This is a genomic window from Delftia sp. HK171, assembly GCF_001886655.1.
GTDB lineage: Bacteria > Pseudomonadota > Gammaproteobacteria > Burkholderiales > Burkholderiaceae_C > Comamonas > Comamonas acidovorans.
Genome location: NZ_CP018101.1, coordinates 1,357,326 through 1,383,057, shown reverse-complemented (window position 1 = coordinate 1,383,057; position 25,732 = coordinate 1,357,326). Strand labels below are relative to the sequence as shown.

19 protein-coding genes and 1 CRISPR repeat array (1 of these 20 running past the window's edge) are annotated in these 25,732 nt (G+C 67.5%); of the genes, 9 read left to right on the top strand and 10 right to left on the bottom strand.

What is annotated here, in order from left to right:
• Window positions 1-2,038: a CRISPR direct-repeat array (repeat unit 28 nt; unit sequence TTTCTGAGCTGCCTACGCGGCAGCGAAC) (it extends 1,709 nt beyond the left edge of the window).
• A 129-nt stretch (window positions 2,039-2,167) separates the two neighbouring features.
• From cas6f to csy1, 4 genes are read right to left on the bottom strand one after another with little or no spacing between them, the layout of a single operon-like run.
• Window positions 2,168-2,734, bottom strand: coding sequence for a type I-F CRISPR-associated endoribonuclease Cas6/Csy4 (cas6f, locus tag BO996_RS06265; protein WP_065345397.1), 567 nt, complete (start codon window positions 2,732-2,734; stop codon window positions 2,168-2,170).
• 5 nt (window positions 2,735-2,739) lie between these two features.
• Window positions 2,740-3,768, bottom strand: coding sequence for a type I-F CRISPR-associated protein Csy3 (csy3, locus tag BO996_RS06260; RefSeq protein ID WP_071954293.1), 1,029 nt, complete (start codon window positions 3,766-3,768; stop codon window positions 2,740-2,742).
• A gap of 54 nt (window positions 3,769-3,822) precedes the next feature.
• Complete coding sequence (gene csy2 / locus BO996_RS06255) at window positions 3,823-4,905, bottom strand: type I-F CRISPR-associated protein Csy2 (RefSeq protein ID WP_071954292.1); 1,083 nt, start codon at window positions 4,903-4,905, stop codon at window positions 3,823-3,825.
• Window positions 4,902-6,251: a type I-F CRISPR-associated protein Csy1 gene (csy1, locus tag BO996_RS06250; RefSeq protein WP_071954291.1), complete on the bottom strand. Its 1,350-nt coding sequence runs from the start codon at window positions 6,249-6,251 to the stop codon at window positions 4,902-4,904. Before csy1 ends, csy2 begins: the two co-directional genes overlap by 4 nt.
• A gap of 166 nt (window positions 6,252-6,417) precedes the next feature.
• Here csy1 and BO996_RS06245 point away from each other — a divergent pair, with 166 nt between their 5' ends.
• Complete coding sequence (locus tag BO996_RS06245; protein ID WP_043789322.1) at window positions 6,418-6,699, top strand: type II toxin-antitoxin system RelE/ParE family toxin; 282 nt, start codon at window positions 6,418-6,420, stop codon at window positions 6,697-6,699.
• Between the two features lie 81 nt (window positions 6,700-6,780).
• Complete coding sequence (locus BO996_RS06240) at window positions 6,781-7,092, top strand: HigA family addiction module antitoxin (RefSeq protein ID WP_012203141.1); 312 nt, start codon at window positions 6,781-6,783, stop codon at window positions 7,090-7,092.
• Window positions 7,093-7,095: 3 nt separating this feature from the next.
• Here the strand turns inward: BO996_RS06240 and cas3f are convergent, their stop codons facing one another.
• The 5 genes from cas3f to BO996_RS06215 all read right to left on the bottom strand — a co-directional run bounded on the left by cas3f (window position 7,096) and on the right by BO996_RS06215 (window position 15,076).
• Window positions 7,096-10,584, bottom strand: a complete 3,489-nt coding sequence (cas3f, locus tag BO996_RS06235; protein WP_071954290.1) for a type I-F CRISPR-associated helicase Cas3f — start codon at window positions 10,582-10,584, stop codon at window positions 7,096-7,098.
• The gene (gene cas1f / locus BO996_RS06230) at window positions 10,581-11,603 is read right to left on the bottom strand and encodes a type I-F CRISPR-associated endonuclease Cas1f (protein ID WP_071954289.1); all 1,023 of its coding nucleotides are present in this window, start codon (window positions 11,601-11,603) and stop codon (window positions 10,581-10,583) included. The genes cas3f and cas1f overlap by 4 nt, the downstream gene beginning before the upstream one ends.
• A gap of 115 nt (window positions 11,604-11,718) precedes the next feature.
• The gene (locus BO996_RS06225) at window positions 11,719-13,494 is read right to left on the bottom strand and encodes a dipeptidase (RefSeq protein WP_071954288.1); all 1,776 of its coding nucleotides are present in this window, start codon (window positions 13,492-13,494) and stop codon (window positions 11,719-11,721) included.
• Between the two features lie 122 nt (window positions 13,495-13,616).
• Window positions 13,617-14,087 carry a D-aminoacyl-tRNA deacylase gene (gene dtd, locus BO996_RS06220; protein WP_016451888.1) on the bottom strand — a complete coding sequence of 157 codons (471 nt, stop codon included), beginning with the start codon at window positions 14,085-14,087 and terminating at the stop codon, window positions 13,617-13,619.
• On the bottom strand, window positions 14,084-15,076 hold the full coding sequence (locus BO996_RS06215; protein ID WP_071954287.1) for a cation diffusion facilitator family transporter: 993 nt from the start codon (window positions 15,074-15,076) through the stop codon (window positions 14,084-14,086). Before BO996_RS06215 ends, dtd begins: the two co-directional genes overlap by 4 nt.
• Window positions 15,077-15,149: 73 nt before the next feature.
• Here BO996_RS06215 and BO996_RS06210 point away from each other — a divergent pair, with 73 nt between their 5' ends.
• The 6 genes from BO996_RS06210 (at window position 15,150) to BO996_RS06185 (ending at window position 23,102) form a co-directional block, all read left to right on the top strand.
• A complete protein-coding gene (locus BO996_RS06210) occupies window positions 15,150-16,718 on the top strand; it encodes a sensor histidine kinase (protein WP_071954286.1) in 1,569 nt (522 codons plus the stop codon).
• A complete protein-coding gene (locus BO996_RS06205) occupies window positions 16,715-17,356 on the top strand; it encodes a response regulator transcription factor (RefSeq protein ID WP_071957038.1) in 642 nt (213 codons plus the stop codon). Before BO996_RS06210 ends, BO996_RS06205 begins: the two co-directional genes overlap by 4 nt.
• Window positions 17,357-17,516: 160 nt before the next feature.
• Window positions 17,517-18,020 (top strand): GlcG/HbpS family heme-binding protein, encoded by a 504-nt coding sequence (locus BO996_RS06200; RefSeq protein WP_185070627.1) that lies wholly within the window; start codon window positions 17,517-17,519, stop codon window positions 18,018-18,020.
• Between the two features lie 172 nt (window positions 18,021-18,192).
• Window positions 18,193-20,271: a putative bifunctional diguanylate cyclase/phosphodiesterase gene (locus tag BO996_RS06195; protein WP_013804316.1), complete on the top strand. Its 2,079-nt coding sequence runs from the start codon at window positions 18,193-18,195 to the stop codon at window positions 20,269-20,271.
• Window positions 20,272-20,274: 3 nt separating this feature from the next.
• Window positions 20,275-21,771, top strand: coding sequence for an AMP nucleosidase (locus BO996_RS06190; RefSeq protein WP_012203132.1), 1,497 nt, complete (start codon window positions 20,275-20,277; stop codon window positions 21,769-21,771).
• A gap of 62 nt (window positions 21,772-21,833) precedes the next feature.
• Entirely contained in the window at window positions 21,834-23,102 is a 1,269-nt protein-coding gene (locus BO996_RS06185) for a GGDEF domain-containing protein (protein ID WP_071954284.1), read from the top strand.
• Here the strand turns inward: BO996_RS06185 and BO996_RS06180 are convergent.
• Window positions 23,099-24,691: a GMC family oxidoreductase gene (locus tag BO996_RS06180; protein ID WP_071954283.1), complete on the bottom strand. Its 1,593-nt coding sequence runs from the start codon at window positions 24,689-24,691 to the stop codon at window positions 23,099-23,101. The two genes, BO996_RS06185 and BO996_RS06180, sit on opposite strands and share 4 nt — an antisense overlap.
• A gap of 156 nt (window positions 24,692-24,847) precedes the next feature.
• Between BO996_RS06180 and BO996_RS06175 the strand changes: the two genes are divergently transcribed.
• Window positions 24,848-25,696: a 3-hydroxybutyryl-CoA dehydrogenase gene (locus tag BO996_RS06175; protein ID WP_012203129.1), complete on the top strand. Its 849-nt coding sequence runs from the start codon at window positions 24,848-24,850 to the stop codon at window positions 25,694-25,696.
• Window positions 25,697-25,732 lie beyond the last annotated feature (36 nt).

Sequence of the window (25,732 nt, the reverse complement as noted above, 5' to 3'; positions counted from 1 at the left end):
CCAGGCATACAGCGCCCAGGTCCAGGCCAATTTCTGAGCTGCCTACGCGGCAGCGAACGTTTTTGATAACGGCAGCTGGAGCTGCCTCAATTTCTGAGCTGCCTACGCGGCAGCGAACCTCACAGATCCACCTCTCGGGCCGCGCTAATTTTTCTGAGCTGCCTACGCGGCAGCGAACGTCGATGCTTTGCCTCATCGCTCATCCGTTCTTTTCTGAGCTGCCTACGCGGCAGCGAACGGCGGCCTCCATGGGTGATCCCTGAGCGTTCTTTTCTGAGCTGCCTACGCGGCAGCGAACATGGGGTCTGCTTCACGTAGCGCGGTGGACCATTTCTGAGCTGCCTACGCGGCAGCGAACCAGGCGCTGGGACAGCATGGCCTTCTCGCTGCTTTCTGAGCTGCCTACGCGGCAGCGAACTCGACCGGCCCGATGTGAGCAGTTGAGCGGATTTTCTGAGCTGCCTACGCGGCAGCGAACACGAAGACCAAGGCCATCAAAGCAGGCCTGCATTTCTGAGCTGCCTACGCGGCAGCGAACGACGAAAAGCAGTTGCTGGGCGACGAGGGCGGTTTCTGAGCTGCCTACGCGGCAGCGAACCCGATGATGGAAGAGCCTGCGGCCGTCAGCGTTTTCTGAGCTGCCTACGCGGCAGCGAACTCGTAGCCCGGCACGAAGATCGGGCGGTTCTGTTTCTGAGCTGCCTACGCGGCAGCGAACGCGCACCCCAATGCAAGCAATGTGGTCGTGAGTTTCTGAGCTGCCTACGCGGCAGCGAACACGGAGGAGCGATTCGGGGAATTCCTGGAAGATTTCTGAGCTGCCTACGCGGCAGCGAACGGGCGGACTTCGTAGTTGCCGGCCATGGGCACTTTCTGAGCTGCCTACGCGGCAGCGAACGCCCTGGGTCCGGAAAAGCTGGGCTGGACCATTTTCTGAGCTGCCTACGCGGCAGCGAACACCTGTGTGCCGCTCGGATCTTTGACCACGAATTTCTGAGCTGCCTACGCGGCAGCGAACTTGCCGGGCGCTGCGCTGGCCTGGGTGGCTTCTTTCTGAGCTGCCTACGCGGCAGCGAACCCAAACATCGACAACGCACAGAGTTTCGGACTTTTCTGAGCTGCCTACGCGGCAGCGAACGGCACACCCGGGCCGAACCCCTGGGACCCCGTTTTCTGAGCTGCCTACGCGGCAGCGAACGTGCGCCGCCCAATATCGCCGTGTGGGATGCGTTTCTGAGCTGCCTACGCGGCAGCGAACTTGATGTCGGTATCCGCCTTGGCGCGGATCTCTTTCTGAGCTGCCTACGCGGCAGCGAACTGGTGAAGCCGGCGCGCGCAAGGTTCATGACTTTTCTGAGCTGCCTACGCGGCAGCGAACCTTACCGCTTCTGCGGATCGTGGCCAGCAACTTTTCTGAGCTGCCTACGCGGCAGCGAACGCTTCGTAGATTGCGTCGTACTCGGGCTTTGATTTCTGAGCTGCCTACGCGGCAGCGAACGCCCTGCCCCTGTGACCCACCGGCAGAGAAAATTTCTGAGCTGCCTACGCGGCAGCGAACCCTGTGCAGACGGAGGAGGCGATGGCGCTTGATTTCTGAGCTGCCTACGCGGCAGCGAACGATGGTGTCGAGCTCGGCCATGGCGCGGCGCATTTCTGAGCTGCCTACGCGGCAGCGAACAGGGTGTCCAGGTTGTTCGCAAGGGAGTCGATTTTCTGAGCTGCCTACGCGGCAGCGAACATGCCGAAGCCGCGGATCTGGTGGCGATCACATTTCTGAGCTGCCTACGCGGCAGCGAACACGCCCAGGGCCGCGCCATCACGCTGGCCGCATTTCTGAGCTGCCTACGCGGCAGCGAACATCCAGCCGTCGCCGAATGGCTGCGCAGTGCTTTTCTGAGCTGCCTACGCGGCAGCGAACGCTGCCAGCTCGGCTTTTTCGAGTTCCTCCGTTTTCTGAGCTGCCTACGCGGCAGCGAACTCCTTGAGGTTGGCCACCATCACGGTATAGGCTTTCTGAGCTGCCTACGCGGCAGCGAACTAGGCGAAAAATTCCCCAATCCATTGATTTTGAAAGAGCTTTCACCTCCAGCTGGCAAACACCCCAAATTCCGGGGCATCCGCCAAGCTGTTGATTTACAAGGCAGTCTTCAGGCCGCCAGAAAAAGGGTCAGAACCAGGGAACAGCAGTTCCCAGGCTCAGCCCGTAGGTATTGAAGCCTTCCTGGCCCACCGTGCCCTGCACCGCTTTCTGCTCCACGAACAGGCAAAACGGCTGGCCGGTGCTGGCGCTGCGCAGTTGAACGTAGGGCAGGTCCGGGGTGCGCTCCACGCTGTCGGGGATGGCGGCCGCAGCCTGTTCAGCGGTTTCTCCCTTGCGCCGCATGCGGCGGCGGCGCAGGCGGTCGGGGCTGGTCTTGAACTGCCGGCGTTGCACCAGGTAGGGCACGGCGCCCTCTGGTACCAAAGCTGGCGGCGTGCAGTGCACGTGATCGCGCATGCCCTGCAGCCAGGGCTGTTCCATCAGGCCGCGCAGCGCGGCTTCACTGCCATGCAGGCGCAGGATGGTGCCCAGAGTGCGTGGACGCAGGCTGTAGCCGGGAAAGCTGATGCCTATGTCAGCACTGCCCAGTTGCACGAGCGCGCGGTGCAGCTTGGCGACCAGCGCGCCCAGCAGGTGGGCGTGGCTGAATTCCGGGTCAGGCAGCAGCGTGATGTCGATGTAGTGCGAGGTCATGGCCATCAGCTCGCATCGCCGAAGACACCACCGCGGATCAGCACGGCCATCACAAAGTGCTGCTGCTCGACGGGCGGCACCTTGTCCTTGAGCAGCCAGTCGTCCAGCAGGGTGTAGAAGTCCTGCTTTTGCTTGGGCTGGCGCCAGGCCTTGCCCTGGGTGGTGACGGACCCGTAGGGCTCGACCGCGATGGGGCCCAGGTCCTGCGCGCCGTCGTACCAGGTGTCGATGGTGCGCAGGGCGTTGCCGATTTTCTGGGAGTGGATGGCGGCGACCTCCTGGCCTTTTTCCCCGATCTGGTAGAGCGTCTTGCTCTTTTTGGTGCTGCCCTTGTCGAGGATCAGTTCCTGCGAGGGGAAGACTTCCTGGCCCGCGCCCAGGCGCACAAAGGCGGTGATCTGCAGCAGCACATGGGCCTTGCCCTCAAGCCCCTGCGCGATCACGCTGCCCAGCGCAGCCACTTTCTCGTCAGGCCGCTCCAGCGTGCGCAGGTTGTGGGCCAGCGCATCGAACGACCATGCCTGCCCGGCCTTGCCATCCTTGAGCTGCACCACCTGCACCTGCACGCTTTCCGCGCCCACGCGATTGCGCCACAGAAAGCGCCCGTTCGCCAGGTTGGCCGCATAGCGGTTGGCCAGTTCGGCAAAGCCCTGGGCCGAGGCATAGGTCTGGACGGTCTGCGCGAGCCTGGCCTGGTATTCGGCGCTGTTGCAGGCAGACGGCGTGCCCGCGCCAGACAGCACGCGCAGCGTGAACTGCACCTTGAGCGTGTCGGCATCGGCGGGCAGGGCTGCCACGTCCACGGTCTGCAGGTTGGGGTTCTCGATGGCGGCGTCGAGCTTGGCCGGGTCCTGGTCCTTGGTCTTGAGGCGGTTGGAGATAGTGCCGCGCACGGATTTCTCGCGCAGCTTGACGGAGGGCCAGGAGGCGGAGGCCGCCCGGTCATCCCAGTTGCCTGCGTGGAAGACAGCGTCGGAGGGGTCGAGCTTGCGTTCGAAGGCGAGGACGGATGCGGTCTTGAGGGTGCTGGACATGGTGTTCAATCCTTTGGCAATACGGTGTGAAAGGCGGCGGTGCAAGGACGCTGGTCAGGTGTATGCATAGCTGTCGTCGTCTTCCTGCTCCTGGGCTGCGGCGTCGTCAGGGTCGGCCACGGCTGCGGGGTCTGGCACGTAGCCGCTGCGGCAGCGGTAAAGGCCCCGCTCCTCATCGGTTTGCGCATGCCACAGCAGTTGCTCCAGATGGGTGAGGCGGTGCGGGCTGATCCATTCGCCCAGCGAATAGACCGACTCCACGAAGCGCAGCGGCGTGGTGGCATCGCGGGCGTTGAGCACTTCGCCTGCGGCATGTGATGGCGAGAGTGCCGCGTAGCCCACGGGCACAGGCACGATCCAGCCGCTGCCGGGGCCGCGCCAGGGGTCTGCCCATGGATGCTTGCCATCGGCAGGCGGGGGCTGGCCTTCGGCCACTGACACGGGCTCGTGGTTGAAGCGCGATGCATGCAGCCAGGCGTCGAGCAGCGTGGTGTGCGCCGCTTTGTCGCGCAGCCTGTGCAGGCGGTCGGCCAGCAGGTCGTCACGCCCCACCAGGGCGAAGCCCGGCAGCCACTGGCGCCGCCATTCGCGGAACTGTCGGCTGCGCTCGGTGGCGTCTTCTGCCAGCACGGCCAGCCTGGGGCGCACACGCCTGCCGGGCGCGGCGCGCGATGGCAGCAGGCTGCCGCCGGCCACCCGCATTTGCGACAGGATTTGCCCGGCTTCATCGGCCCATTGCTGCATCGGCTCGGCAGCGCTTTGCACCAGGGTCGGGGCCGAGTTGGAGCCAGGGACGCGTTTTTCCGAGACGGTGAAGACCAGGGAGATGTCGAGGTGGATGCGCCCTTCCTCCACGATGGCGGCGGTGCTGCCGTCCTTGTCCACCGGGTTGCGCGTGAGGTTGAAGCTGCGCACATAGCCCTGCGTCACCTGCTCCTGATGGTGGTGGCAGACCACGCCCACTGCGTGCAGGCGCAAGGGGATGCCGGCCTGCGCCAGCTTGCGCTCCAGCGCCCACATCAGGCCGGTGAAGGCGGTGATGGAGGGGAAGCCGTGCGTGAGCGGGCTGGAGATGGCGTTGGCGTTCTGGACGCGCAGATGGGGGAAAACGAGAAGCGCTTGTGGAGACTGGCTCATTGCGCGTCCTCCCTGTCTTCAAGCCGTTTGCGCAGTTCGCGCAACTGCTGCACAAAACCATCCTCATCGGTCAGCAGTTCTTTCCGCCACACACGCGCCTCGGCGTCGCCCACAGGCAACTGGCCGAACAGCTGGCTGTTGAGCCAGTTGGCAAAGCGCTTGCCTACCTCGGCAGGCCAGTCCATCCAAAGCCATTCGCGGGCGAAATCTGCTTCATCGCGCAGTTCGGCCCGCAATGGGTCCAGCCACAATTGCTCTTCACGCACCAGCTTGCCGAAGCGTTCCGAGTCGCAGCTCCAGCCAGCTGGCAGGGCCTGCTGCACTTCGCCGGCGAGCGAGACCATTTCATCGATCAGCGCATCGACGAAGGCTTCGCGGCGCTCGCGCGTTTGCAGGTTGGGCTCCGGGTCGGTCGCAAGGAAGGCACGCAGCTTGCGCACCGTGCTGCGCACCTCGGGACGGCCGATGAACAGCTTGTCGAACACGGAGCTGGCATGCACCGGCAGCCGTACATCGCTGCTGCGCCAGACCGGTGGCAGCGACGCCAGCAGGTAGTTGACCCCGCCACGCTCGCTGTTGAGCTGGGAAATATTCTGTGGCTTTGTCCCTCCCATCTTCTGGACGGCCAGCCCAGGGTAGTCATGGAAGACGCCGTCATGCGCCTTGCGCTCGCGCCGCGCCTGCCGGGCCGCCTTGTTGCTTTCCCCAAAGCGGTCTTCCTGCACCTGCGCATGCACGGCATGCGCCAGCGAGGTGGCAAACAACGGCGCCAGCAATTCATAGCCTTCATCGGCACAGGCATCGCTGCCCGTCAGCCAGTACAACTGCTTGGCCCGCGTGTGCGAACTGGGTGCGCCCGCGCGCGGCTGGGTCAGGCCTACGAAGGCATCGCGCAAGCCCATGGCCTGCTGCGGGTCCTCATGCAGGGCCTGGAGCGCGCCCGGGTCTTGCGCCAGCAGCGCGGCCAGCAGACTGGTGCCGTCCACCTCGACCTTGAGGAACTTGTAGACGTCAAGCGCCGCCGCATTGCCCACCACATCGCCAGAGAAGGACTGCCCCAGCGCATGGCTGCCCAGTTCTTGCAGCGCTGGCAGGCCGGCCGGCTCCACATAGAGATTGGTGCCGCGCGCATCGGGGTGTATGGGTTTGAGGGAGTGGGTGACGGCCTGGATTTGCGTCACCCGGCGGGCGGCGTCTTCCATCCAGGTATCGCGCTGGTGCTGAGCCAGCAGCTCCTGTCGTTTGGGGTCATCTTCGGCCAGCTTGTCCAGCTTGGCCTGAAGCCGTTCCTGGATAAAGATGGCGATGGCGTCATGCCAACGCATGGCGCTTGGGGTGGGCGGCATTGCTTCTCCTCCTTGCAAGAAATTCAGAACAAACCCACGATCTGCGTGGTCTGCAACGATGTCCTTCAACGAACGGTGCGGGTGGTCTTGCTCCTCTGCGCTTCGTTTCCTTTCTGCTGCAAAGCGTTATACCGAATAACGGTAAACGGTATAAAATTCCTGACTTATGGCGATCACTTCCTTCAAGTGCCCGGAAACCCAGCGCCTGTTCACCAGCGGCAAGACCCGCCGGTTCGCCAACATCCAGAGCGTGGCGGAGCGCAAGCTGGCTCAGTTGGATGCGGCTGTGACACTTGAATTTCTGCGCAGCCCTCCTGGCAATCGCCTGGAAATGCTCGTGGGAGATCGGCAGGGCCAGCACAGCATCCGCATCAACGACCAGTGGCGCCTCTGCTTTGTCTGGACGGAAAAGGGAGTGGTTGACGTAGAGATAGTGGATTACCACTGACGAACAATGACATGCCTTCGCTGCCGCATCGGCGGCTTGGGAACCGGCGCCTCCCGGCAATGAGGGGCACAGGAGAAAGACATGCTTAAAAACGGCATGCGCCCCATACACCCAGGTGAAGTCCTGCGCGAGGACTACCTGAAGCCCATGGACATGAGCGCCAACGCGCTGGCCAGGCACCTGCACGTTCCCGCCTCGCGCGTGAACGACATCGTGCTGGAGCGGCGCGGCATCACGGCCGACACGGCGCTGCGGCTGAGCCGCTTCTTTGGGGGCGACGCGCAGTCCTGGCTGAACCTTCAGACCGCCTACGACCTGCGCACGGCAGAGCTGAACGCGGAGTTGCAGGCGTCCGTGAGGCAAGTTCATCCGATGCAGCTGCATACCGCCTGATCCTCAGGCCCGGCCCACAAAGCCCAGCACGCCATGCCAGCGCCAGCCCTGTGCCTTGTCGGGCAGGCTGGCCGTGGCGTACTTGCTTGCACAGGCATCCAGCGCCAGCCCCTTGCCCTCCGCCAGGGCTAACAGTTCCTGCATCAGGTCGGCCTGCCCCCATGCAGTGACCGTCCCCTTCCGTAAGTCCAAGGGCTCCCGGTGCAGCAGGCTGTCCTGCACCAGCACATGGAGCTTGTCGCCCCGCCGCTGGCCATCGACCACGCGGTGCAGTTGCAGGCCCTCTTCCTCCTCGTCCGGCAGAAACACCACATCCACGCGCGGCAACGGGTCGTAGCGAAAGCGCTGGAACTGCGGCAGCAGGCCCGTGAGCCAGAAGCAGGCAGGGCTGGCCCAGTGCAGGCTGGCGGCGCGCAAAACCGGCGTGGCATCCGGGCTGTCTGCGGGGCGCGGCAGCATGGTGTCGTGCATGCGGGCGTGTTCCAGGTCCACGAGGTTCCTGGCCGGGTGGAACTGCTCCCTGGCCACTTCGATGCGGGCGCGGGCATCCACGGGCCAGAGGGGCTCGCCCTTGGTGTGCTTGGCCAGCAGCGATTGCAGGTCATGCGAGCGCAGGTGGAAGTACCGCGCCGTGTCCGCCTTGTCATCCACCGGCTCCATCTCGAAACCCGGCTTGCAGAATGCCGCCCGGCCTGGATGCTCGAAAGCGCGCAGGTTGCTGTCCAGCACCCGCATGTTGGCCTCCTGCACCGCACCCGGCCGGTGGCGCCGCACGCGTCCGGCCAGCTGGATCAGCGAGCGCATGGACGAGGGCTCGACCACGGCCCAGTCATAGTCGTGGTCGCGGCCCACTTCGGTGACGGGGGAGCCGAGCACGATGAAGAGGTGATCGGCCTCATTGTTGGCATCAAGCAATGCGCGGATGGCCGGCCTCTGGAAGATGGGGTCTGCGCCGTCGGGGGTGCGGCGGTCCAGCATGGTGTCCAGGTGCCGCTCGATGCTGGAACGCGCCAGCAGCGGAAACTGCGAGTGGTAGACGCACAGGTGCACACGCACGCCCGGTGCAGGAGCGCCCTGGCCGTACATTGCCAGGGCCACGTCGAACAGCGGCTCGATGTTGGCCATGCGGATGAGGCCGAAGCTCACACGCTTGCCACTGGCGGGGTCGATGCCATGGTTGCCCGGCTGCTGGTGCAACTGCCATGCATGCTCCAGCGCGATGCGCGCAAAATCCCGGCGCCGCGCGGCCGGGTCCAGTCCCTGCCAGCCGGCAGGCAGGGGAGCGATGGCAGCCAGGCGCCGCACCTCGGCCCGGGCGAGCTGGGCCACGCGCTTTTGCACAAAGCCTTCATGGCCTGTGCGAAACCCTGCGCCATCGGCGCAGTCCAGTGCCTGCTGGTGGAATTCGTCCACCCACAGGCAGCAGATGGCCACGGGCTCACCGGGCCGCTCGCCGCGATGGCGCTGGAAGATCTCGCGCCCGGCGCGGTAGGCCAGGTACAGCCCCTCCACCAGCGCTGGCGGCAATGTGGCCGAGGACAGCAGCACGCGCGAGCCGAGCAGGCCCGCCCAGTGCACGAGCCGGGTGAGCGCGGGCAGGTCGGCCATGTCGAAATCATCGGGCTCGTCCAGCACCAGGTCGCCCGTCATGAGGCGCAGCATGGGCGCGATCTGCCGGCCGCCGCGCAGGCTTTCAGTGGCGGGCGTGAGGTGGTCCACGGTGCAGGCCAGCACGGGCGCGGCGATCAGCGAGCGCACCTGCGCATCGTCGGTCAGGCGCTGCAGCAGCGGGTGCTGGTCATTGCCGTCAAACAGGACTTGCCCGCCTTCGTCGAGCAGCGCCTGGCGCGAGGCCGAACCCGTGGCCTCGGCCTGCGCTTCCCAGTACTCGAACAGCGCGCGGCTGGCCGCGCCGCCGACCTTGATGGCGAGCTGGTCGTCGCCCAGGCCCAGGTCGCTCTGGAACACCCGCCCCGTCTGCAGCGTGAGCGTGCGCAGGCCGATGGCGAAGGCACAGCGCATGCCCACGCCCGGGTCGGCCAGCGCATTCATGATGCGCGCATTGCCCAGCGTCTTGCCGCAGCCTGTGGAGGCCATATTGACGATGAAGCCACCCTGGCTGGCGGCCCGGTGGCGCACGCTGGCAGCCAGGTCGGCGGCCTTGTCCTGCCACTGGAAGCGCGCGTTGCTGCTGCGCTTCTTGAGGCCGCGATGGCTGCGCAGGGCCGGCAGGCTGCGCGCCAGTGTGGGCAGCGAGCGCGCTACCAGCGTGGCATGGGCCTGCACGCCCAGCAGGTGTTCGTCCAGCGTCTGGTTGAAAGCGGACGCGGCGCCTGGAGCTGCACTCTTGCGCCGGGTATTGGCGTACAGCGGATAGCCCGCGTTGCGGAAAGGCTGGCGGCGCGCTTCGTCCTCGATGCTGGAGTAGTGATGGTCGGCCAGCATCAGGCACAGGCGCGAGAGGTGCAGCGTGAACGGATCGCCCAGGCTTGCAGCGTCAAGCGACCGGCCCGCCAGCTCCTGCAGCTTGAGCGCATAGCGCGCCGCCTGCTTGCGCCAGGCTGCCGTGGCCACCGGAAGGCCCTGCGGGAAGTCCCAATGGGCCTGCACCTTCGCCGGCTCGGCTTTCTCGCGCGGCTCGTTCCAGTCGGCTGTGATGCGCTGCAGCAGCTGCTCGATCTCATTGCTGTTGACGAAGCGCGGGCGCGCGCCGAAGCGGCACCATTGGCGGCGGTCGGGCTCCAGCTCGTCGTCGGACTCCTGCCGGCCTGCAGCGACCGGCATGCAGGGCAGCCGATGGTGTGTCAGAACCAGCCAGGCCACGGCGGTGGCCAGCGGCGGCAGCGCCTTGAACGGCAGATGCTGGCTGGCCTGCGGCTCGTCCAGGCCATCGCGCAGAAGGCGGCCGCTGCGGTGATCCAGCCATTGCGCCTCAAAGGCCCGGGCATTGGCGGCCTCATCCACACAGGCTGCCAGCCTTTGCAGCCATGCCATGTCGCTGTCGCCGCCCACGAACGCCTGGAACAGCCGCACCGACACCCATTCATGGCGGTAGTGGTTGCGCTCGCGCAGGCCAGGATTGTTCAGCCGGTCCTGGAATGCCTGGGTGGCCTTGCCCAAGTCATGCACCAGGGCCGCCAAAGCGGCCAGCGCCGTGATCAGTGGCAGGTGGTGCCAGTGGCTTTCGTCTTCTGCGCGCAGCACGTTACTGGCCGTGGTGTTGGTGGGCACGGCGCCTTCGGCGTTGAACTGGCGCCCGCCGCCCACGATCCACAGCAGTTCGCTGTGGTCGCGCCCGCGTATCCAGTGGCAGGCCACGGCGGTGTTCTTGCGCGCGCTCTGGCGCAGCAGCTTGCGCACGGTGTCGAGCCCAGCCGCGGTGATGGGCGTCTGCCAGGTGCGATCGCCGCGCCGCTCGGCAAACTGGTCAAGGATGCGGCGCGTTTCGGTGAGGGCGCGCTTGCTGCACTGGGAGACGAAGAGCACGTTCATGTGTCGGCCTCCTGCGCAGCGCCGGGCGTTGTGGGCGTTGTGGGCGCGCCGGCCATGCGCGCCGTGTCAACGGCAATGCGCTTGAGCGTGTCGATGATGAAGTCCAGCGATTCGCTGCGCGTGAGCGCCTCGATGCATTGGCGGCGAAATTGCGGCTCGTCGTCGCCGTGCATGGCCGACAGGAAGGCCTGGGGCAGGATGGCCGCATCCTTGACCAGGTCGGCCGCATCGAACACCAGGCCACCACGCCGCGTCTTGCCATGCAGAACGGCCAGGCCGTGGGGCAGGCCCAGCACCCAGGTGGCCGTGGCGCCCAGTCCGTAGGCCAGGTAGTTGCCATGGTCCAGATAGCGGTTGGCTGCATCGGTGCCGGTGCCGCGCTTGGCGCGCGTGAATTCGCCATATCCCACGGCGTCCACGGCGAGCTTGAACAAGGCCTTGGTCAGCCGTGCCTCATCGGTCAGCAGTGTCATGACATCGGGCGCATTGGCCATCAGCGCCGCAAATTGCTGCACCAGCGCCTTCAGGCGCTCCATATCCACGGCAAAGCCGGATTCACGCAAGGCACGTGCACCCCATTCCTGCTGCAGCCGCTGCAATCGCAAAGCCTGCAATTGTTTGGCGGCATGCAGGCGCAGTTCATCGTCAAACCAGAATTGGACCCAGGCCTGCAGGTATTCAGTGGGGCGGTACTCGCTTTGCGGAGTGAGCCAGGCGACTTCCACATCGACTTCATTGGCGCTGAACAAAGGCGTGCCGCCGCCGCCGCAAAAGCCGACCAGCACGCCCGCCTTGGCCAGTTCCCGCATGGCCGCCTGCGTGATGGAGGTGCCGGTGCCCAGCAGGATGCTGGTGGTGTTGGCAATGGGAATATTCCAATACAGGCTGCGCTTGCCGGCATCGGTCACATATTCCACCCGCCCGCCATTGACCAGGACACGGCAGTGCTCAAGGTAATAGATGTTGGCGCGTTTGGAATGGAGAATGGTCTTGAGATCCTGGCCCTTGATATCCTGCATTGCAGCCTCCCGCAGGCAGTTGTATCAAATTGCCAATCCCCTTCAATGGCTTGTCCCAGGAATAAAAAGGCGCCTTGCTTCCACAAGGCGCCTTTCTTTACATCCCAGTGAATGATCACTGCATCTGCTTCAGATTCCCGATGCGCACCAGCATTTCTGTGAACATCTGCATGTCGGCGCGCAGGTCGGGCAGTTCCTTGTATTCGAGCGCGTTGTGCGCCGTGTACTTCTTGCCGGGCATGGCAGGGCCGAAGTTGATGGCGTTGGGCATGAGCTTGGCCGTGGTGCTGCCGGCCGTGGGCACGGGCTTGGCGTCCAGGCCCGTGGTGTCGCCGAAGATGTTGAGCAGGGTGGACAGCCAGGCCCCCTTGGGGTCGCGCGCCATCCAGTTGCCCTGGGTGTATTGCAGGGTCAGGGGGACCTTGGCGGCCGCGCTCCAGCGGGTGATGCGTTGCTCGACTTCGGTGCGCAGTTGCTCGGGCGTCTTGCCGCGCGGCATGCGCACGTTGGTGGTGACTTCCAGCTTGCCGTCTGCCGCCTTGATGAGGTTGGGCGACAGGGTCAGCGGGCCCATGAAGTCGTCGGCATAGGCAACGCCCAGCTGCTTGCCGAAGTAGTCGAGGCCGAAGGCGCCGTTGATGTAGCGCAGGGCGTTGCTGTAGGCATTGGGCTGAACCAGGGCCACGCCATCGGTGGGCATGAGCACCTGTTGCAGGAACAGCGTCAGGCGCGGCACGGGGTTGACGCCTTCCTCAGGGCGCGAGCCGTGGGCCGAGGTGCCCGTGACCTTGACGGTGGCTGCGGTGCCGCTGCGCTGGATGTCGATGGTGAACGGCCCGCCCTGCCCTGCATAGCTGGTGGTGAAGTCACCCTTGGCCGCCTGCAGGCGCGCGGCGATGGCTTCGATGGCGGCTTCGTCGCCGGCCGTGATGGTGGCGGTGGCGGTCTGCGCAATGGCGTTGGCCGAGGCGGCGCCGGCCATGGCGGTGATGGCGGGCTGGGCGGGGTCGGCCTTCACGTCGTCGAACACGGCCTTGAGCGCGCCCGAGCCCTTTTCCGCGACGACGGCCGGGTACTTGCTGTCCAGCACGATGTTGTAGGCAGGCAGCGTGGTCTTGCCCTGGTAGTACTTCATGGCGTCGCCGCCGGTTTCCTCGGTGGTCTCGATCATGAGGCGTATGCCGCGCGACAGGGGCAGGCCGCTGTCCTTGACGGCCTTCATGGCGAACAGCACGGTGGCGATGGAGCCCTTGTCGTCGATGGTGCCGCGCCCGTAGAGCTTGTCGCCCACGCGCGTGACCTTGAAGGGGTCGATGGCCTGGCCGTCCAGCACCCATTCGGCGGGGACGACGGGCACGACGTCTGCATGGGTGAGGATGCCGAATTCATCGGTGCCCGAGTTCGAGGCACTCGCGGTGTTCGCAGGCAGGGTGACTTCGAAAATGCGGTTGTCCACGTTGCGGTACTGCAGGCCGAAATCCCTGGCCATCTGCTGCACCAGTTCGCCGAAAGCCAGGATGGCCGGGCTTTCGTGCGGCGGCACCTTGGCATCGCGCACCGTGGGCAGGGCGACCATGCGCTCGATGCTGGCCAGCACCGCCTGCTCCTGCGTGAGCCGCGTGTACAGGCCCAGCAGGCGGGCGATGTGGTTGAGTTCATCCCCCGTGAGCGCGGCGCCTGCGGCATGGCGCTGCACGGCCTGGGCGATGGCAGGCTGCGCGGCCGCGGCCTGCTTCAGGAAGCTGGCGAAGTCGGTGGGTGCCGGCTGCGCCTGGGCCAGCGCGTCCAGCGCAGGCTTCCTGAGGGTGTCGGCGCCGGCCGCGCCGCTCCACGCCAGGGCCATGCTCATGGCAAGGGCCAGGGTGGAGGCTTTGAACGGATGGTTCTTCATGGTCGTCGGTCTGTCGATGAATGCTGAGGCCGCAAGAATACGGGCTTTGCAGGCATGTTCCGGCCAGGACGTGCTCGCAGATCGCGCCAGAATCCGCCCCAGAACAGCAGGTCTGCGGCGCGCTATGCCGCGGTGGCCGGAGCTATAGACAGCGGAATGGTCACGGGTCCGTCGTTGAGCAGGTGCACCTGCATGTCGGCGCCGAAGCGGCCCGTGGCCACGTCGGGATGCAGGGCGCGCGCCCGCTGGACGATGTAGTCGTACAGGCGCTCGCCCTCGGCCGGTGGCGCGGCGCGCGTGAAGCTGGGGCGGTTGCCGCCGCCGGTGTCGGCCGCCAGCGTGAACTGGCTGACGATGAGCAGGCCGCCGCAGGCGCCCTGCCCGTCCAGGTCCTGCACGCTGCGGTTCATCTTGCCCGCGTCGTCGGCAAAGATGCGCAGCTTGAGCATCTTTGCCAGCAGCTTGTCGGCTTCGGCCTCGGTGTCGCCGCGCTCTGCGCAGACCAGGGCCAGCAGGCCGGGGCCTATGCTGCCGGCGACCTGGCCGTCGATTTCCACGCGGGCCTGTTTCACGCGCTGCAGGATGCTGATCATTGTTCGGGGTTCGGGTTCTTGTCGGTGGATGGGGAAGGAGTGTCCGCCTGGCCTGCCGCCTCGATGGCGGCTTCCATGGCGGTCTGCATGCCCAGGGGCAGCAGCTCGATGCGCGCATACAGGCCGGGCACGGCCTGCAGCAATTCGGCCTCGATCTCGGTGCGCAGCCGCGCGGCGCGGGCCACGCTCCAGTCGCCGGGCACATGCATGTGCAGGTCGGCAAAGCTGCGCTCGCCGGCACGCCGGCTGGAGATGTTGTCGAAGACCACGCCATGCTCGCGGTGCGCATGGCGGTCCAGAACGGCGTCGATGCGCAGGCGCTCGGGCGCGTCCAGCGCCTGGTCCATCAGGCCCTGGGAAGATTGCCAGACCAGTTGCGCGCCCTGCACGCAGATGTTGAGTGCCACGCCTATGGCCACGGCCGCATCCAGCCACAGCCAGCCTGTGAGCGATGCGCCGATCAGGCCGATGACGACGCCTGCCGAGGTCCAGACATCGGTGAGCAGGTGGCGGGCATCCCCCTCCAGCGCCATGGAGCGGTGCTGGCGCGCCGAGCGCAGCATGGCCACGGCCAGCAGCCCGTTGAGGGCCGAGCTGACCACGGACAGCGCCAGGCCCCAGCCCAGTTGCTCCAGCGGCTGCGGGTTCCACAGCCGCGCCAGCGCCGCCCAGGCGATGGCCAGGCTGGCGCCGATGACCAGGATGCCCTCGAAGCCCGCAGAGAAGTACTCGGCCTTGTGGTGGCCATAGGGATGATCGGTGTCGGCCGGCCGCTTGGCGATGGTGACCATGGTCAGCGCGAACACGGCACCGGCCAGGTTGACGAAGGATTCGAGCGCGTCCGACAGCAGGCCCACCGAGCCCGTGAGCCACCAGGCCAGGGTCTTGAGCACGATGGTCAGCAGCGCCACGACCACCGAGATGCGCAGCAGGCTGTGCGGCGCCATCCAGTCGGGTGCGTTGGCGGTAGATGGAGTGGACTCGGCCATGCTGCGCTGCGATAGGTGGGGGTGCTGCGGATTAGACCACTGCCTGCGCGGGCCGCATGCCAGAATCCGCGCCATGAATGGATGGCAGCGATCAGCGGGGTGGGTGCTGGCCTGGGCCGTGGCCGCAGGCTGCGGCGCGGCCTGGCTGGCGCACGCTCGCCTGCAGTCGCTGCGCGAGGTCTTCGATACCGATGCCCGCATTGCCCACCGGCTGCTGAGCCAGCGCATGGTGCAGCACGATGCCATCCTGGGCACGCTGGCGCTGCTGCAGCCGCGCCAGCCCGCGCCCGACCAGGCCTCATGGAAGCAGTTGCCGCGCCTGTATCCGCAGGTGCTGGATGTGGCGCGCCGCTCGGCCGCCGCAGGCGAGTCCTGGCCCGCGCCCTGGCCGCATGGCATGGCCGAGGCCGAGCGCCGCTCCCAGGCCAGCGGCCATGCCGAACTGGCCCTGGCCGATCTCACCCGGGGCCGCCTGTACCTGGTGCAGGCCGGGCTGCCGGCCAGCTATGCATTGCTGCTGGACCTGCGCTCCACCATTCCCGCCGACGAATGGCCCATGCCACCGGCCACCAGCCCGGTGCGCGCCTGGCTGGCCCTGGGCGGGCAGGAATTCCTGATCCAGCCAGGCAGCACCGGCTCGCCAGGCTGGAACACATGGTCCTGGGAGGTGAGCAAGACCCTGGCCTCACCCAGCCAGCCGCTGGTGCTGTACCTGCGCCAGCCGCTGGACGCCTCGGTACTGCCCTGGACGGCCATGCTGGGCTGGGCCCTGGGTTGTGCGCTGGCCGTGGCCGCGCTGCGCGCCCTGCTGCGCCAGCGCGTGGCCCGCCGCCGCGCCGAGCAGTTGCTGCAGCTGGGCCAGGTGGCGCGGCTCAATACGCTGGGCGAACTGGCCGCAGGCATGGCGCATGAGCTGAACCAGCCGCTGACGGCCGTGCTGTCCAACAGCCAGGCCGCGCGCCGCCTGCTGGCCGAGGACCCGCCAGAGATGGACGCCGCCCGCCAGGCCATGACGCAGGCGGCCGAGCAGGCCAAGCGCGCGTCCGCCGTGGTAGGCCGGCTGCGCCGCCTGGTGGAGCAACCGGGGCTTGCGCCCCAGGCCGAGCCGCTGGATCTGAACCAGGCCGTTGCCGAAGCGCTTTATCTGCTGGAGCCCGAGCTGCGGCGCCGCCAGGTCCAGGTCAAGGTGCAGATGAAAGTGCAGGCAGCCGATCTGCCCGCCGCCCAGGCCGACCCCGTGGCCGTACAGCAGATACTGCACAACCTGCTGGTCAATGCATTGCAGGCCATGGACGAGCAGCCGCCCGCAACACGCCATCTGCGGGTGGAGCTGGAACGACGCGACACCCGCCTGCTGGTGGCGGTGCAGGACAGCGGACCCGGCGTGGCGCCCGAGATGCGCCAGCGCCTGTTCACCCCGTTTGCCACGGGCCGCGCCCAGGGGCTGGGCCTGGGCCTGACGTTGAGCCAGAGCCTGGCCGAATCCATGGGCGGCAGCCTGGAGCTGGCCGCCTCGGGACCGGGCAGCGGAGCCCGCTTCGAACTGCTGCTGCCTGCGGCGTGCGCCAGTGCATGCGCCAATGCATCCACGGCACGCGCCGCCCCCACCGCATCCACACCACCACCACCACCGAACCCATGACCGCCGCGCCTGCCCAAGACCTGTCCCCGCTGATCCATCTGGTCGATGACGACGAGGCCGTGCGCGACAGCCTGGCCTTGCTGATCGGCACCGTGGGCCTGCGCGTGCAGTGCTGGGCCGATCCGCTGGCCTTTCTCGAAGGGCTGGACCGCCAGGGCATAGGCGCCATCGTGATGGACGTGCGCATGCCCGGCATCGGCGGGCTGGCCCTGCTGGGCCGGCTGGTGGAGCAGGGCGTGGACCAGCCCGTGATCATGCTCACCGGCCATGGCACGGTGGACATGTGCCGGCGCGCCTTCAAGGCCGGCGCGGCCGAGTTCCTGGAAAAGCCCGTGGACGACGAAGTGCTGATCGACGCGCTGCAAGGCGCAGTGCGCCAGCATGTGCAGTCGCGCGAACGCCAGCAGGCCGACCGCGATGCGCAGCAGCGCTTCGCCCAGCTCTCGGCACGCGAGCGCGAGGTGCTGGCGCTGATCGTGCAGGGCCTGACCAACAAGGAGATAGGCCGCAGCCTGGAGCTGTCGCCGCGCACGGTGGAAACGCACCGTGCCAACCTCTTCGCCAAGCTGGAGGCGCCCAGCCTGGCCCAGCTCATACGCCGCTACGCCAGCCTGGCAGACACGGCGTCAGGCGCCTGAAGCGCCACCTCCTCGCCCAGCGGCGCGCCTGGCTTCTCCGTATTTCTACGCAGCGCCGCGCGTAGCCGTCCGAATGGTGCGCGGCGACGGCATTTTCTACAGTGCATGCATGCCGTCCGGGCTTGTGGCCCGGGCCGTCCTGACCCCCAAGGAGAAGACCATGCAACGCCACGCCACCAAGCTCGCCACCCTCGCTGCCCTGACCCTGGGCCTGATCGCCACCGCCGCCCAGGCCGAGGCCGTGCGCACGGAAAAGAACATGTCGCTGGAGCTGGCCAACCAGATCGCCGCACGCAGCGTGGCCGCCTGCGCCGCCGACGGCTATGCCGTCACCGCCACCGTGGTGGACCGTGCCGGCACCGTGCGCGCCGTGCAGCGCGCCGACAATGCCGGCCCCCACACGCTGGAGGCCAGCCGCCTGAAGGCCTATACGGCCGCATCGGCCAAGAACAGCACGCTGGCCATCATGGAAGGCGCGCAGAAGAACCCCGGCGCCGCCAACCTGGTGAACATTCCCGGCTACCTGCTGCTGGGCGGCGGCCTGCCGGTGAAGGTGGGCAACGAGGTGATCGGCGCCGTGGGCATCGGCGGCGCGCCCGGCGGCCACCTGGACGACAAGTGCGCCCAGGCTGCACTGGGCCAGGTGCAGGACCTGCTCAAGTAAAGAAGCCGCGCCGCACGTGATGCGGCGCTGCAAAAAAAAGACAGGCCGCCACGGCCGCCCCGGAGGCTCGACAGCCGCACGCGCCCCCTCGCGTCAGCGGCCGCTCACCCTCGCACAAGAGCGCTATCAAAATCTCGGCGATTCCGCTATAAATCCCCAGCGAGGGGGACGAATGCCAGAGAACGTCGATGCGCAAATCACGGGGCCCAACGATACGCTGCTGCGGCTGATAGCAGATACAGCTCCGGCCATGCTGGCCTACTTCGATGCGCGCACGCTGCGCTGCCGCTTCGCCAACATCAACTACGCACGCAATTTCGGATTGACGCCCGCCGAGGCGGTCGGCAAGACCGTGCGCGAGATCGTGGGCGAAGCCGTGTGGCAGCTCATCGCCGAGCATGTGGAGCGCGGCCTGCGCGGCGAACATGTGCGCTACGAGCGCGAGGTGCCCCAGCCGGATGGACCGCCTCGCCATATCGAATCGCTGCTGATGCCGCACTTCGAGCACGGGCAGCTGCAGGGCGCCGTGGTGCAGATCACCGACGTGAGCCACCACCACCATGTGGCGCAGAAGGTGCGCGACAGCGAAGAGCGCATGCGCAAGTTCACCGAGGTCACCACCGAGGCCATCGTCATGCACCGCGACGGCCTGATCATCGACGGCAACGAGGCCCTGTCCCGCTTGGCCGGCTACACGCTGGACGAGCTGACCGGCCGCCCCATCCTCGACTACATCTGCCCCGAGTTCCGCCTCTACGCACTGCAGTACATGCGCAGCGGCCGCGAGGACCGCTTCGACGGCGCCATCCAGCACAAGGACGGCCACCGCATCCCCGTGGAGATCGAGGCCAAGACCATGCCGGCCGAGGGCGGGCCCTACCGCATCGTGCTGGTGCGCGACATCACGCTGCGCCAGCTGGCGCAGGAGCGCATGGACTTCCTGGCCCAGCACGACCAGCTCACCCAGCTGCCCAACCGCGTGCGCCTGATCCAGATGCTGCGCCAGGCGCTGTCGCTGGCCTCGGTCAAGCGGCGCGCCCTGGCCGTACTCATCATCGACCTGGACCACTTCAAGACCATCAACGACTCGCTGGGCCACCAGGCCGGCGACCTGCTGCTGTGCGAGGTCGCCCAGCGCCTGCGCGGCAGCGTGCGCGCCCACGACCTGGTGGCGCGCGTGGGCGGCGACGAGTTCGTGGTCGTGCTCACCGACGACCCCGATCCGCAGGAAACCGAGACACAGGCCAGCCACCTGCAGCGCATCATCGAGGCGCCCTGTGCCATCGATGGCACGCCGCTGGTGATCTCGCCGTGCATGGGCATCGCCATGTACCCCGGCGACGGGAAAAACGCCGAAGAGCTGCTCAACCGCGCCGAAAGCGCCATGCACATGGCCAAGGACAGCGGCCGGCGCAACCTGCAGTTCTATGCACCCGCCCAGGACGGCCAGGCCACCCAGGCCCAGATGCTGATGCAGGAGCAGCAGCTGCGCGGCGCGCTGGAGCGCGGCGAGTTCGAGCTGTACTACCAGCCCCAGACCTTCACGGCCGATGGCCGGCTGGCGGGCTTCGAGGCCCTGGTGCGCTGGCGCCACCCGCAGCGCGGCCTGGTCCTGCCCGGCGAGTTCATCGGCTTTGCCGAGGCGCGCGGCCTGATCTCGGCCATAGACCACTGGGTGCTGCGCGAGGCCTGCCGCCAGGCGCGCCAGTGGCAGGACGAGGGCCTGGCGCCGGTGCCGCTGTCCGTGAACCTCTCGGCGTTGGAATTCCGCCAGCGCGACATGGCGCGCGAAGTGGCACAGGTGCTGGAGGAAACGGGGCTGGAGGCGCGCTGGCTGCACATCGAGCTGACCGAGTCCACGCTGATGCACACCAGCGGGCAGGTGCAGGACACCTTGCAGGCGCTGCAGGCCCTGGGCGTGGGCCTGGCCATCGACGACTTCGGCACCGGCTACTCCTCCCTGGCCTACCTGCGCCGCCACCCGATCAACCAGCTCAAGATAGACCGCTCCTTCATCGCCGACGTCCCCGATAGCGAGGACGACACGGCCATCGTCACCGCCATCGTGCAGATGGGCCACAGCCTGCACCTGGACATCGTGGCGGAAGGCGTGGAAACACCTGCCCAATTGGCGCTTTTGCGCGAGCTGGGCTGCGGCATGATGCAGGGATACCTTGTGGCGCCGCCCCTGCCGGCCGAGAGGGCGCGCGCCTGGCAATTGCACAACAGTCATCCAGTCCAACGACAATAGCCCATGGTTTTGCTTCACAACCCCTCGCAGGCCTCCAGGGCCGCAGCCACCTTGCACACCGACCCCCAGCGGGCCCTGGAGCACGTACAGCAGATCTACCGGGAGCAGATAGAGCACCTTCGCTCGAACATGCAGCGCTTCGTCTCCGGCGAAACCCCGGCCGCTCCCGTCCACGCCTACTACCCCTTCGTTCGCATGCACACGAGCACCGTGGCGCGCGCCGACACGCAGCTGGCCTATGGCTTCGTCGAGGGCCCGGGCACGCACGAGGCCACGCTCACGCGGCCCGACCTGTTCTCGCGCTACTACGCCGAGCAGTTCCGCCTGCTGATCAAGAGCCACGGCGTGCCGCTGGAGGTGGGGCTGAGCGACAAGCCCATTCCCATCCACTTCTCGTTCGCCGAGAACGACCACATCGAGGGAACGCTCACGCGCGAGCGGCGCCAGCTGATGCGCGACGTGTTCGACCTGCCCGACCTCGAAGCCATGGACGACGGCATTGCCAACGGCACCTGGCGCCCGCATCCCGGCGAGGCCCTGCCGCTGTCCCTGTTCACCGCCCCGCGCGTGGACTACTCGCTGCACCGCCTGCGCCACTACACGGGCACCCAGCCCGAGTGGTTCCAGAACTTCGTGCTGTTCACCAACTACCAGTTCTACATCGACGAATTCATCCGCCTGGGCCACGCCGAGATGGCCCGGGAAGACAGCGAGTACGTGGCCTTCATCGAGCCCGGCAACGTGGTCACGCGCCGCACCGGCCTGCCGGCCCAGCCCAATGACGAGCTGGGCACACCGCCGCCGCGCCTGCCGCAGATGCCGGCCTACCACCTGGTGCGCGCCGACCACAGCGGCATCACCATGGTCAACATCGGCGTGGGCCCGGCCAATGCCAAGACCATCACCGACCACATCGCCGTGCTGCGCCCGCACGCCTGGATGATGCTGGGCCACTGCGCGGGCCTGCGCAACAGCCAGCAACTGGGCGACTACGTGCTGGCCCACGCCTATGTGCGCGAGGACCATGTGCTGGACGAGGAGCTGCCGCTGTGGGTGCCCATTCCCGCGCTGGCCGAAATCCAGCTGGCACTGCAGCAGGCCGTGGCCGACGTCACGCAGATGGACGGCCCCGACCTCAAGCGCATCATGCGCACCGGCACCGTGGCCAGCACCGACAACCGCAACTGGGAGCTGCTGCCCAACAACCTGCCCCAGCTGCGCTTCAGCCAGAGCCGCGCCGTGGCGCTGGACATGGAAAGCGCCACCATCGCGGCCAACGGCTTCCGCTTCCGCGTGCCCTATGGAACGCTGCTGTGCGTATCCGACAAGCCGCTGCACGGCGAGATCAAGCTGCCCGGCATGGCCAACCACTTCTACCGCGAGCGCGTGGACCAGCATCTGCGCATCGGCATGCGCGCCATCGACATCCTGCGCGAAGGCGGCACCCAGCGCCTGCACAGCCGCAAGCTGCGCAGCTTCGCGGAGGTGGCGTTCCAGTAGCGCCCCGCCACCGGCCACCGCTTCTCACGGGCCACGCTTCGCACCGCCATCCAGGGACGCACATGCCATCCACGCTGCCCACCCTGGACTTTTTCTCCATGACCGCCGTCGTGGCCATCAACATGATGGCCATGTCGGCCGCCCTGCCGCTGGCCATGGGGCGGCGCGTCAGCGGTGCGGCGCGCCATGCGCAGCACTTCTTCCTGATGCAGGCCATGGCCTGGACCCTCATCCTGATCGCCAGCCGCCTGCCCCACGGCCTGATGGGACGTGACCTGCTGTCGCTGGGCGCGGCGGCGTTGGCCGCCACCGCCCAGTGGCAGATGGCGCGCGCCCTGCGTGAATGGTTGGGGCCGCGCCCGATGCTGCTGGAGCGCGGCCTGATCGCGCTGTGCGTGCTGGGGCCGCTGGGCTTTGCGCTGCTGCTGCCCCAGGCGGCCCTGCGCACCGGCTGGTTCAGCGCCGTCCATGGCCTGTGCCTGATGGCGCTGGCCGGCCTGTGCCTGGACCCACAGCGGCCCGTGGCGCGCAGCTGGCGCTACCTGATGTGCGGCGTGGCCGCCTTCATGGGGCTGATGCTGTTCGTGCGCAGCTACCTGGCCCTGGCCACGCCCTTCCTGCCCAGCTTCACCGCGGACAGCGGCGCCAACCAGATCTTCGCCCTGCTGACCACGCTGAGCAGCACGCTGCTCATGGTGGCCGTGCTCGTGGCCTGGCGCGACGAGACCAGCCAGCAACTGCGCGACCTGGCCTTGCAGGACATGCTCACCGGGCTGCCCAACCGCCGCGCCTTGCTGGAGCGCGCACCCGCCATGCTGGCCCATGCCCAGCGCCATCGCCAGGCCCTGGCCCTGGTGATGCTGGACTTGGACCACTTCAAGCATGTCAACGACGAGCACGGCCACGCCGTGGGCGACCAGACGCTGTGCCTGTTCGCCCGCCTGCTGCAGCAGCAGCTGCGCAGCGACGAAATCGCTGCGCGCTGGGGCGGCGAGGAGTTCTGCCTGCTGCTCTACACCACGGACGACGGCGTGGACACCCTGTGCACCCGCCTGCAGTCCGCGCTGCTGCAGGCCTCGCGCAAGGTGCTGGGCTTCGAAGTCCGCTTCAGCGCCGGCTGCGCCCACGCACCCCAGGCCTGGAACGGCCTGTGCCTGGAACTGATGCTGCCCCCCGCAGACGCCGCCCTCTACGCCGCCAAGCGCCGCGGGCGCGACTGCTGGACGCAGGTGCGGCTGAGCCCGGTGGCCGCGTCCGAGGAGCAGGGACCGCAGCCGTCGGCCTCCATCCCGGAGCAGGCCATGGCGCACGGGCGCACGCCAGGCACCTAGCGCGCGCCGTGGCGGATCATGTCCACCGCCTTCTCCGCGATCATCACCGTGGGCGCATTGGTGTTGCCGCTGACGATGCGCGGCATGACCGAGGCATCGACCACGCGCAGTCCCTTGATGCCGTAGACACGCAGCTGCGCATCGACCACGTCCATGGGCCCCGGCCCCATGCGGCAGCTGCCCACGGGGTGGTAGATGGTGTCGGCATGGCTGCGAATGAAGGCCTCGATGTCTGCATCGTCCTGCGCGCCGGCCGAGGCCGGCATCTCGCGCCCGCCCAGGGCCGCCAGCGCCGGCTGGGCCAGGATCTCGTGGGCGCGGCGCACGCCGTTCACCATGCGCCGCAGGTCCTGCGCGTCGGAGAAAAAGGCCGGGTCCACCAGCGGCAGGGCCAGCGGGTCGGCACTGGCCAGGCGCAGGCTGCCGCGGCTGGCCGGCTGCAGCACGCAGACATGCAGCGAATAGCCATGGCCCCAGACCGTCTTGCGCCCGTGGTCCACCAGCTTGGCGACGACGAAGTGCAGTTGCAGATCGGGCGCAGGCTCGCCAGGGCTGCTGCGGATGAAGCCGCCCGCCTCGGCAAAGTTGGTGGTCAGCATGCCGCGCCGCTGGCTGCGCCATTGGCCCACGGCGGCCAGCAATCTGCGCGCACCGCCCAGTGAAAGGCCGAAGCTGTCGGTCAGCTGCGCGCCATCGACCACCAGCACCACATCCGGGTGGTCATGCAGATGGGCACCCACGCCGGGCAGATGGTGGACCACATCGATGCCCAGCGAACGCAGGTGATCGCCCGGCCCCACGCCAGACAGCATCAGCAGCTGCGGCGACAGCAGTGCGCCGCCGCAAAGCAGCACCTCGCGCCGGCAGTGCAGTTGCTGCACCGTGCCGCCCTGCAGGTACTCCACGCCCACGGCGCGCCGGCCCTCGAACAGAATGCGCAGCACCTGGGCACCCGTTTCCACGCGCAGATTGGGCCTGGCACGGTGCGGCGCCAGATAGGCCTTGGCGACGTGGTGGCGCTCGCCATTGCGCTGGGTGACCTGGTACAGCCCCACGCCCTCCTGCGCCTGGCCGTTGAAATCCGCGTTGTGCGCATGGCCGGCCTGCACGCCCGCCTGCACGAAGGCCCGGGACAGCGGGTTGGGATCGCGCAGGTCGGCCACGTTCAGCGGCCCGCCCGCGCCATGCCAGGCATCGGCGCCGCGCTCGTTGTGTTCGGCGCGCAGGAAATAGGGCAGCACCTCGCTCCAGCTCCAGCCCGGGTTGCCCTGGGCCGCCCAGTGGTCGTAGTCGGCCGGCTGGCCGCGCACATAGACCATGGCGTTGACCGCGCTGGAGCCGCCCAGCACCTTGCCCCGCGGCTGGTGGCCGCGCCGCCCGCCCAGGCCCGGCTGCGGCACGGTGGACAGGCCCCAGCTGTGGCGCCCGCCCTTGGCCATGGCGGCCATGCCCGCCGGACAGTGGATGAGCACGCTGGAGTCGGGGGGCCCGGCCTCCAGCAGCGCCACCTGCGTCTCGGCATCCTCGCTGAGCCGCCCGGCCAGCACCGAGCCCGCCGATCCCCCTCCGATCACGATGTAGTCCAGCATGTCTCCCCTCCCCTGCGGTGTAGCCATCCACTGTTGCAGTCGCCTGCGCACCGCCGCAAGCCGGGGCAAACCCGGTGGATGCTCCGAATCCCGCTACGATCGCCGGATCGCATTCACGTTCGCATTCACTTTGTTCGTTTGAGGAGACTGACAGTCATGGCAATTCAAACCGTAGGCATCATCGGCGCAGGCACCATGGGCAACGGCATCGCGCAGGCCTGCGCGGTATCGGGCATCGACGTGGTCATGGTGGACATCTCTGAGGCCGCCGTCCAAAAGGGCGTGGCCACCGTCTCGGGCAGCCTGGACCGCCTGATCAAGAAGGAAAAGCTGACCGAGGCAGAGAAGACCGCAGCCCTGGCCCGCATCAAGACATCGACCGACTACGCGGCGCTGAAGGGCGCGCAACTGGTCATCGAGGCCGCCACCGAGAACTACGAGCTCAAGGTCAAGATCCTCAAGCAGCTGGACGCGCTGCTGGATGCCGACGTCATCGTCGCCACCAACACCTCGTCCATCTCCATCACCCAGCTGGCCGCCGTGACGGGCCGTGCCGACAAGTTCATCGGCATGCACTTCTTCAACCCCGTGCCCATGATGGCGCTGGTGGAGATCATCGTCGGCCTGCAGACCAGCGACGAGACGCACGCCACGGTCAAGGAACTGTCCGAGCGCCTGGGCAAGAGCCCCATCACCGTGAAGAATGCCCCCGGCTTCGTGGTCAACCGCATCCTGGTGCCCATGATCAACGAGGCCTTCTTCGTGCTGGCCGAAGGCCTGGCATCGGCCGAGGACATCGACGCCGGCATGAAGCTGGGCTGCAACCAGCCTATCGGCCCGCTGGCCCTGGCCGACATGATCGGCCTGGACGTGTGCCTGGCCGTGATGGAGGTCTACCTCAAGGAATTCGGCGACAGCAAGTACCGCGCCTGCCCCCTGCTAAAGGAAATGGTGGCCGCCGGCCGCCTGGGCCGCAAGACGGGCCGCGGCGTGTACAGCTACTGATACACGGCCTTTGCCTGCCGGCCCGCACGGGCCGGC

Bases quoted from the DNA above. Each gene is read 5' to 3' on its own strand.
- cas6f (WP_065345397.1), bottom strand. From the start codon at position 2,734: ATGACCTCGCACTACATCGACATCACGCTGCTGCCTGACCCGGAATTC.
- csy3 (WP_071954293.1), bottom strand. From the start codon at position 3,768: ATGTCCAGCACCCTCAAGACCGCATCCGTCCTCGCCTTCGAACGCAAG.
- csy2 (WP_071954292.1), bottom strand. From the start codon at position 4,905: ATGAGCCAGTCTCCACAAGCGCTTCTCGTTTTCCCCCATCTGCGCGTC.
- csy1 (WP_071954291.1), bottom strand. From the start codon at position 6,251: ATGCCGCCCACCCCAAGCGCCATGCGTTGGCATGACGCCATCGCCATC.
- BO996_RS06245 (WP_043789322.1), top strand. From the start codon at position 6,418: ATGGCGATCACTTCCTTCAAGTGCCCGGAAACCCAGCGCCTGTTCACC.
- BO996_RS06240 (WP_012203141.1), top strand. From the start codon at position 6,781: ATGCTTAAAAACGGCATGCGCCCCATACACCCAGGTGAAGTCCTGCGC.
- cas3f (WP_071954290.1), bottom strand. From the start codon at position 10,584: ATGAACGTGCTCTTCGTCTCCCAGTGCAGCAAGCGCGCCCTCACCGAA.
- cas1f (WP_071954289.1), bottom strand. From the start codon at position 11,603: ATGCAGGATATCAAGGGCCAGGATCTCAAGACCATTCTCCATTCCAAA.
- BO996_RS06225 (WP_071954288.1), bottom strand. From the start codon at position 13,494: ATGAAGAACCATCCGTTCAAAGCCTCCACCCTGGCCCTTGCCATGAGC.
- dtd (WP_016451888.1), bottom strand. From the start codon at position 14,087: ATGATCAGCATCCTGCAGCGCGTGAAACAGGCCCGCGTGGAAATCGAC.
- BO996_RS06215 (WP_071954287.1), bottom strand. From the start codon at position 15,076: ATGGCCGAGTCCACTCCATCTACCGCCAACGCACCCGACTGGATGGCG.
- BO996_RS06210 (WP_071954286.1), top strand. From the start codon at position 15,150: ATGAATGGATGGCAGCGATCAGCGGGGTGGGTGCTGGCCTGGGCCGTG.
- BO996_RS06205 (WP_071957038.1), top strand. From the start codon at position 16,715: ATGACCGCCGCGCCTGCCCAAGACCTGTCCCCGCTGATCCATCTGGTC.
- BO996_RS06200 (WP_185070627.1), top strand. From the start codon at position 17,517: ATGCAACGCCACGCCACCAAGCTCGCCACCCTCGCTGCCCTGACCCTG.
- BO996_RS06195 (WP_013804316.1), top strand. From the start codon at position 18,193: ATGCCAGAGAACGTCGATGCGCAAATCACGGGGCCCAACGATACGCTG.
- BO996_RS06190 (WP_012203132.1), top strand. From the start codon at position 20,275: ATGGTTTTGCTTCACAACCCCTCGCAGGCCTCCAGGGCCGCAGCCACC.
- BO996_RS06185 (WP_071954284.1), top strand. From the start codon at position 21,834: ATGCCATCCACGCTGCCCACCCTGGACTTTTTCTCCATGACCGCCGTC.
- BO996_RS06180 (WP_071954283.1), bottom strand. From the start codon at position 24,691: ATGCTGGACTACATCGTGATCGGAGGGGGATCGGCGGGCTCGGTGCTG.
- BO996_RS06175 (WP_012203129.1), top strand. From the start codon at position 24,848: ATGGCAATTCAAACCGTAGGCATCATCGGCGCAGGCACCATGGGCAAC.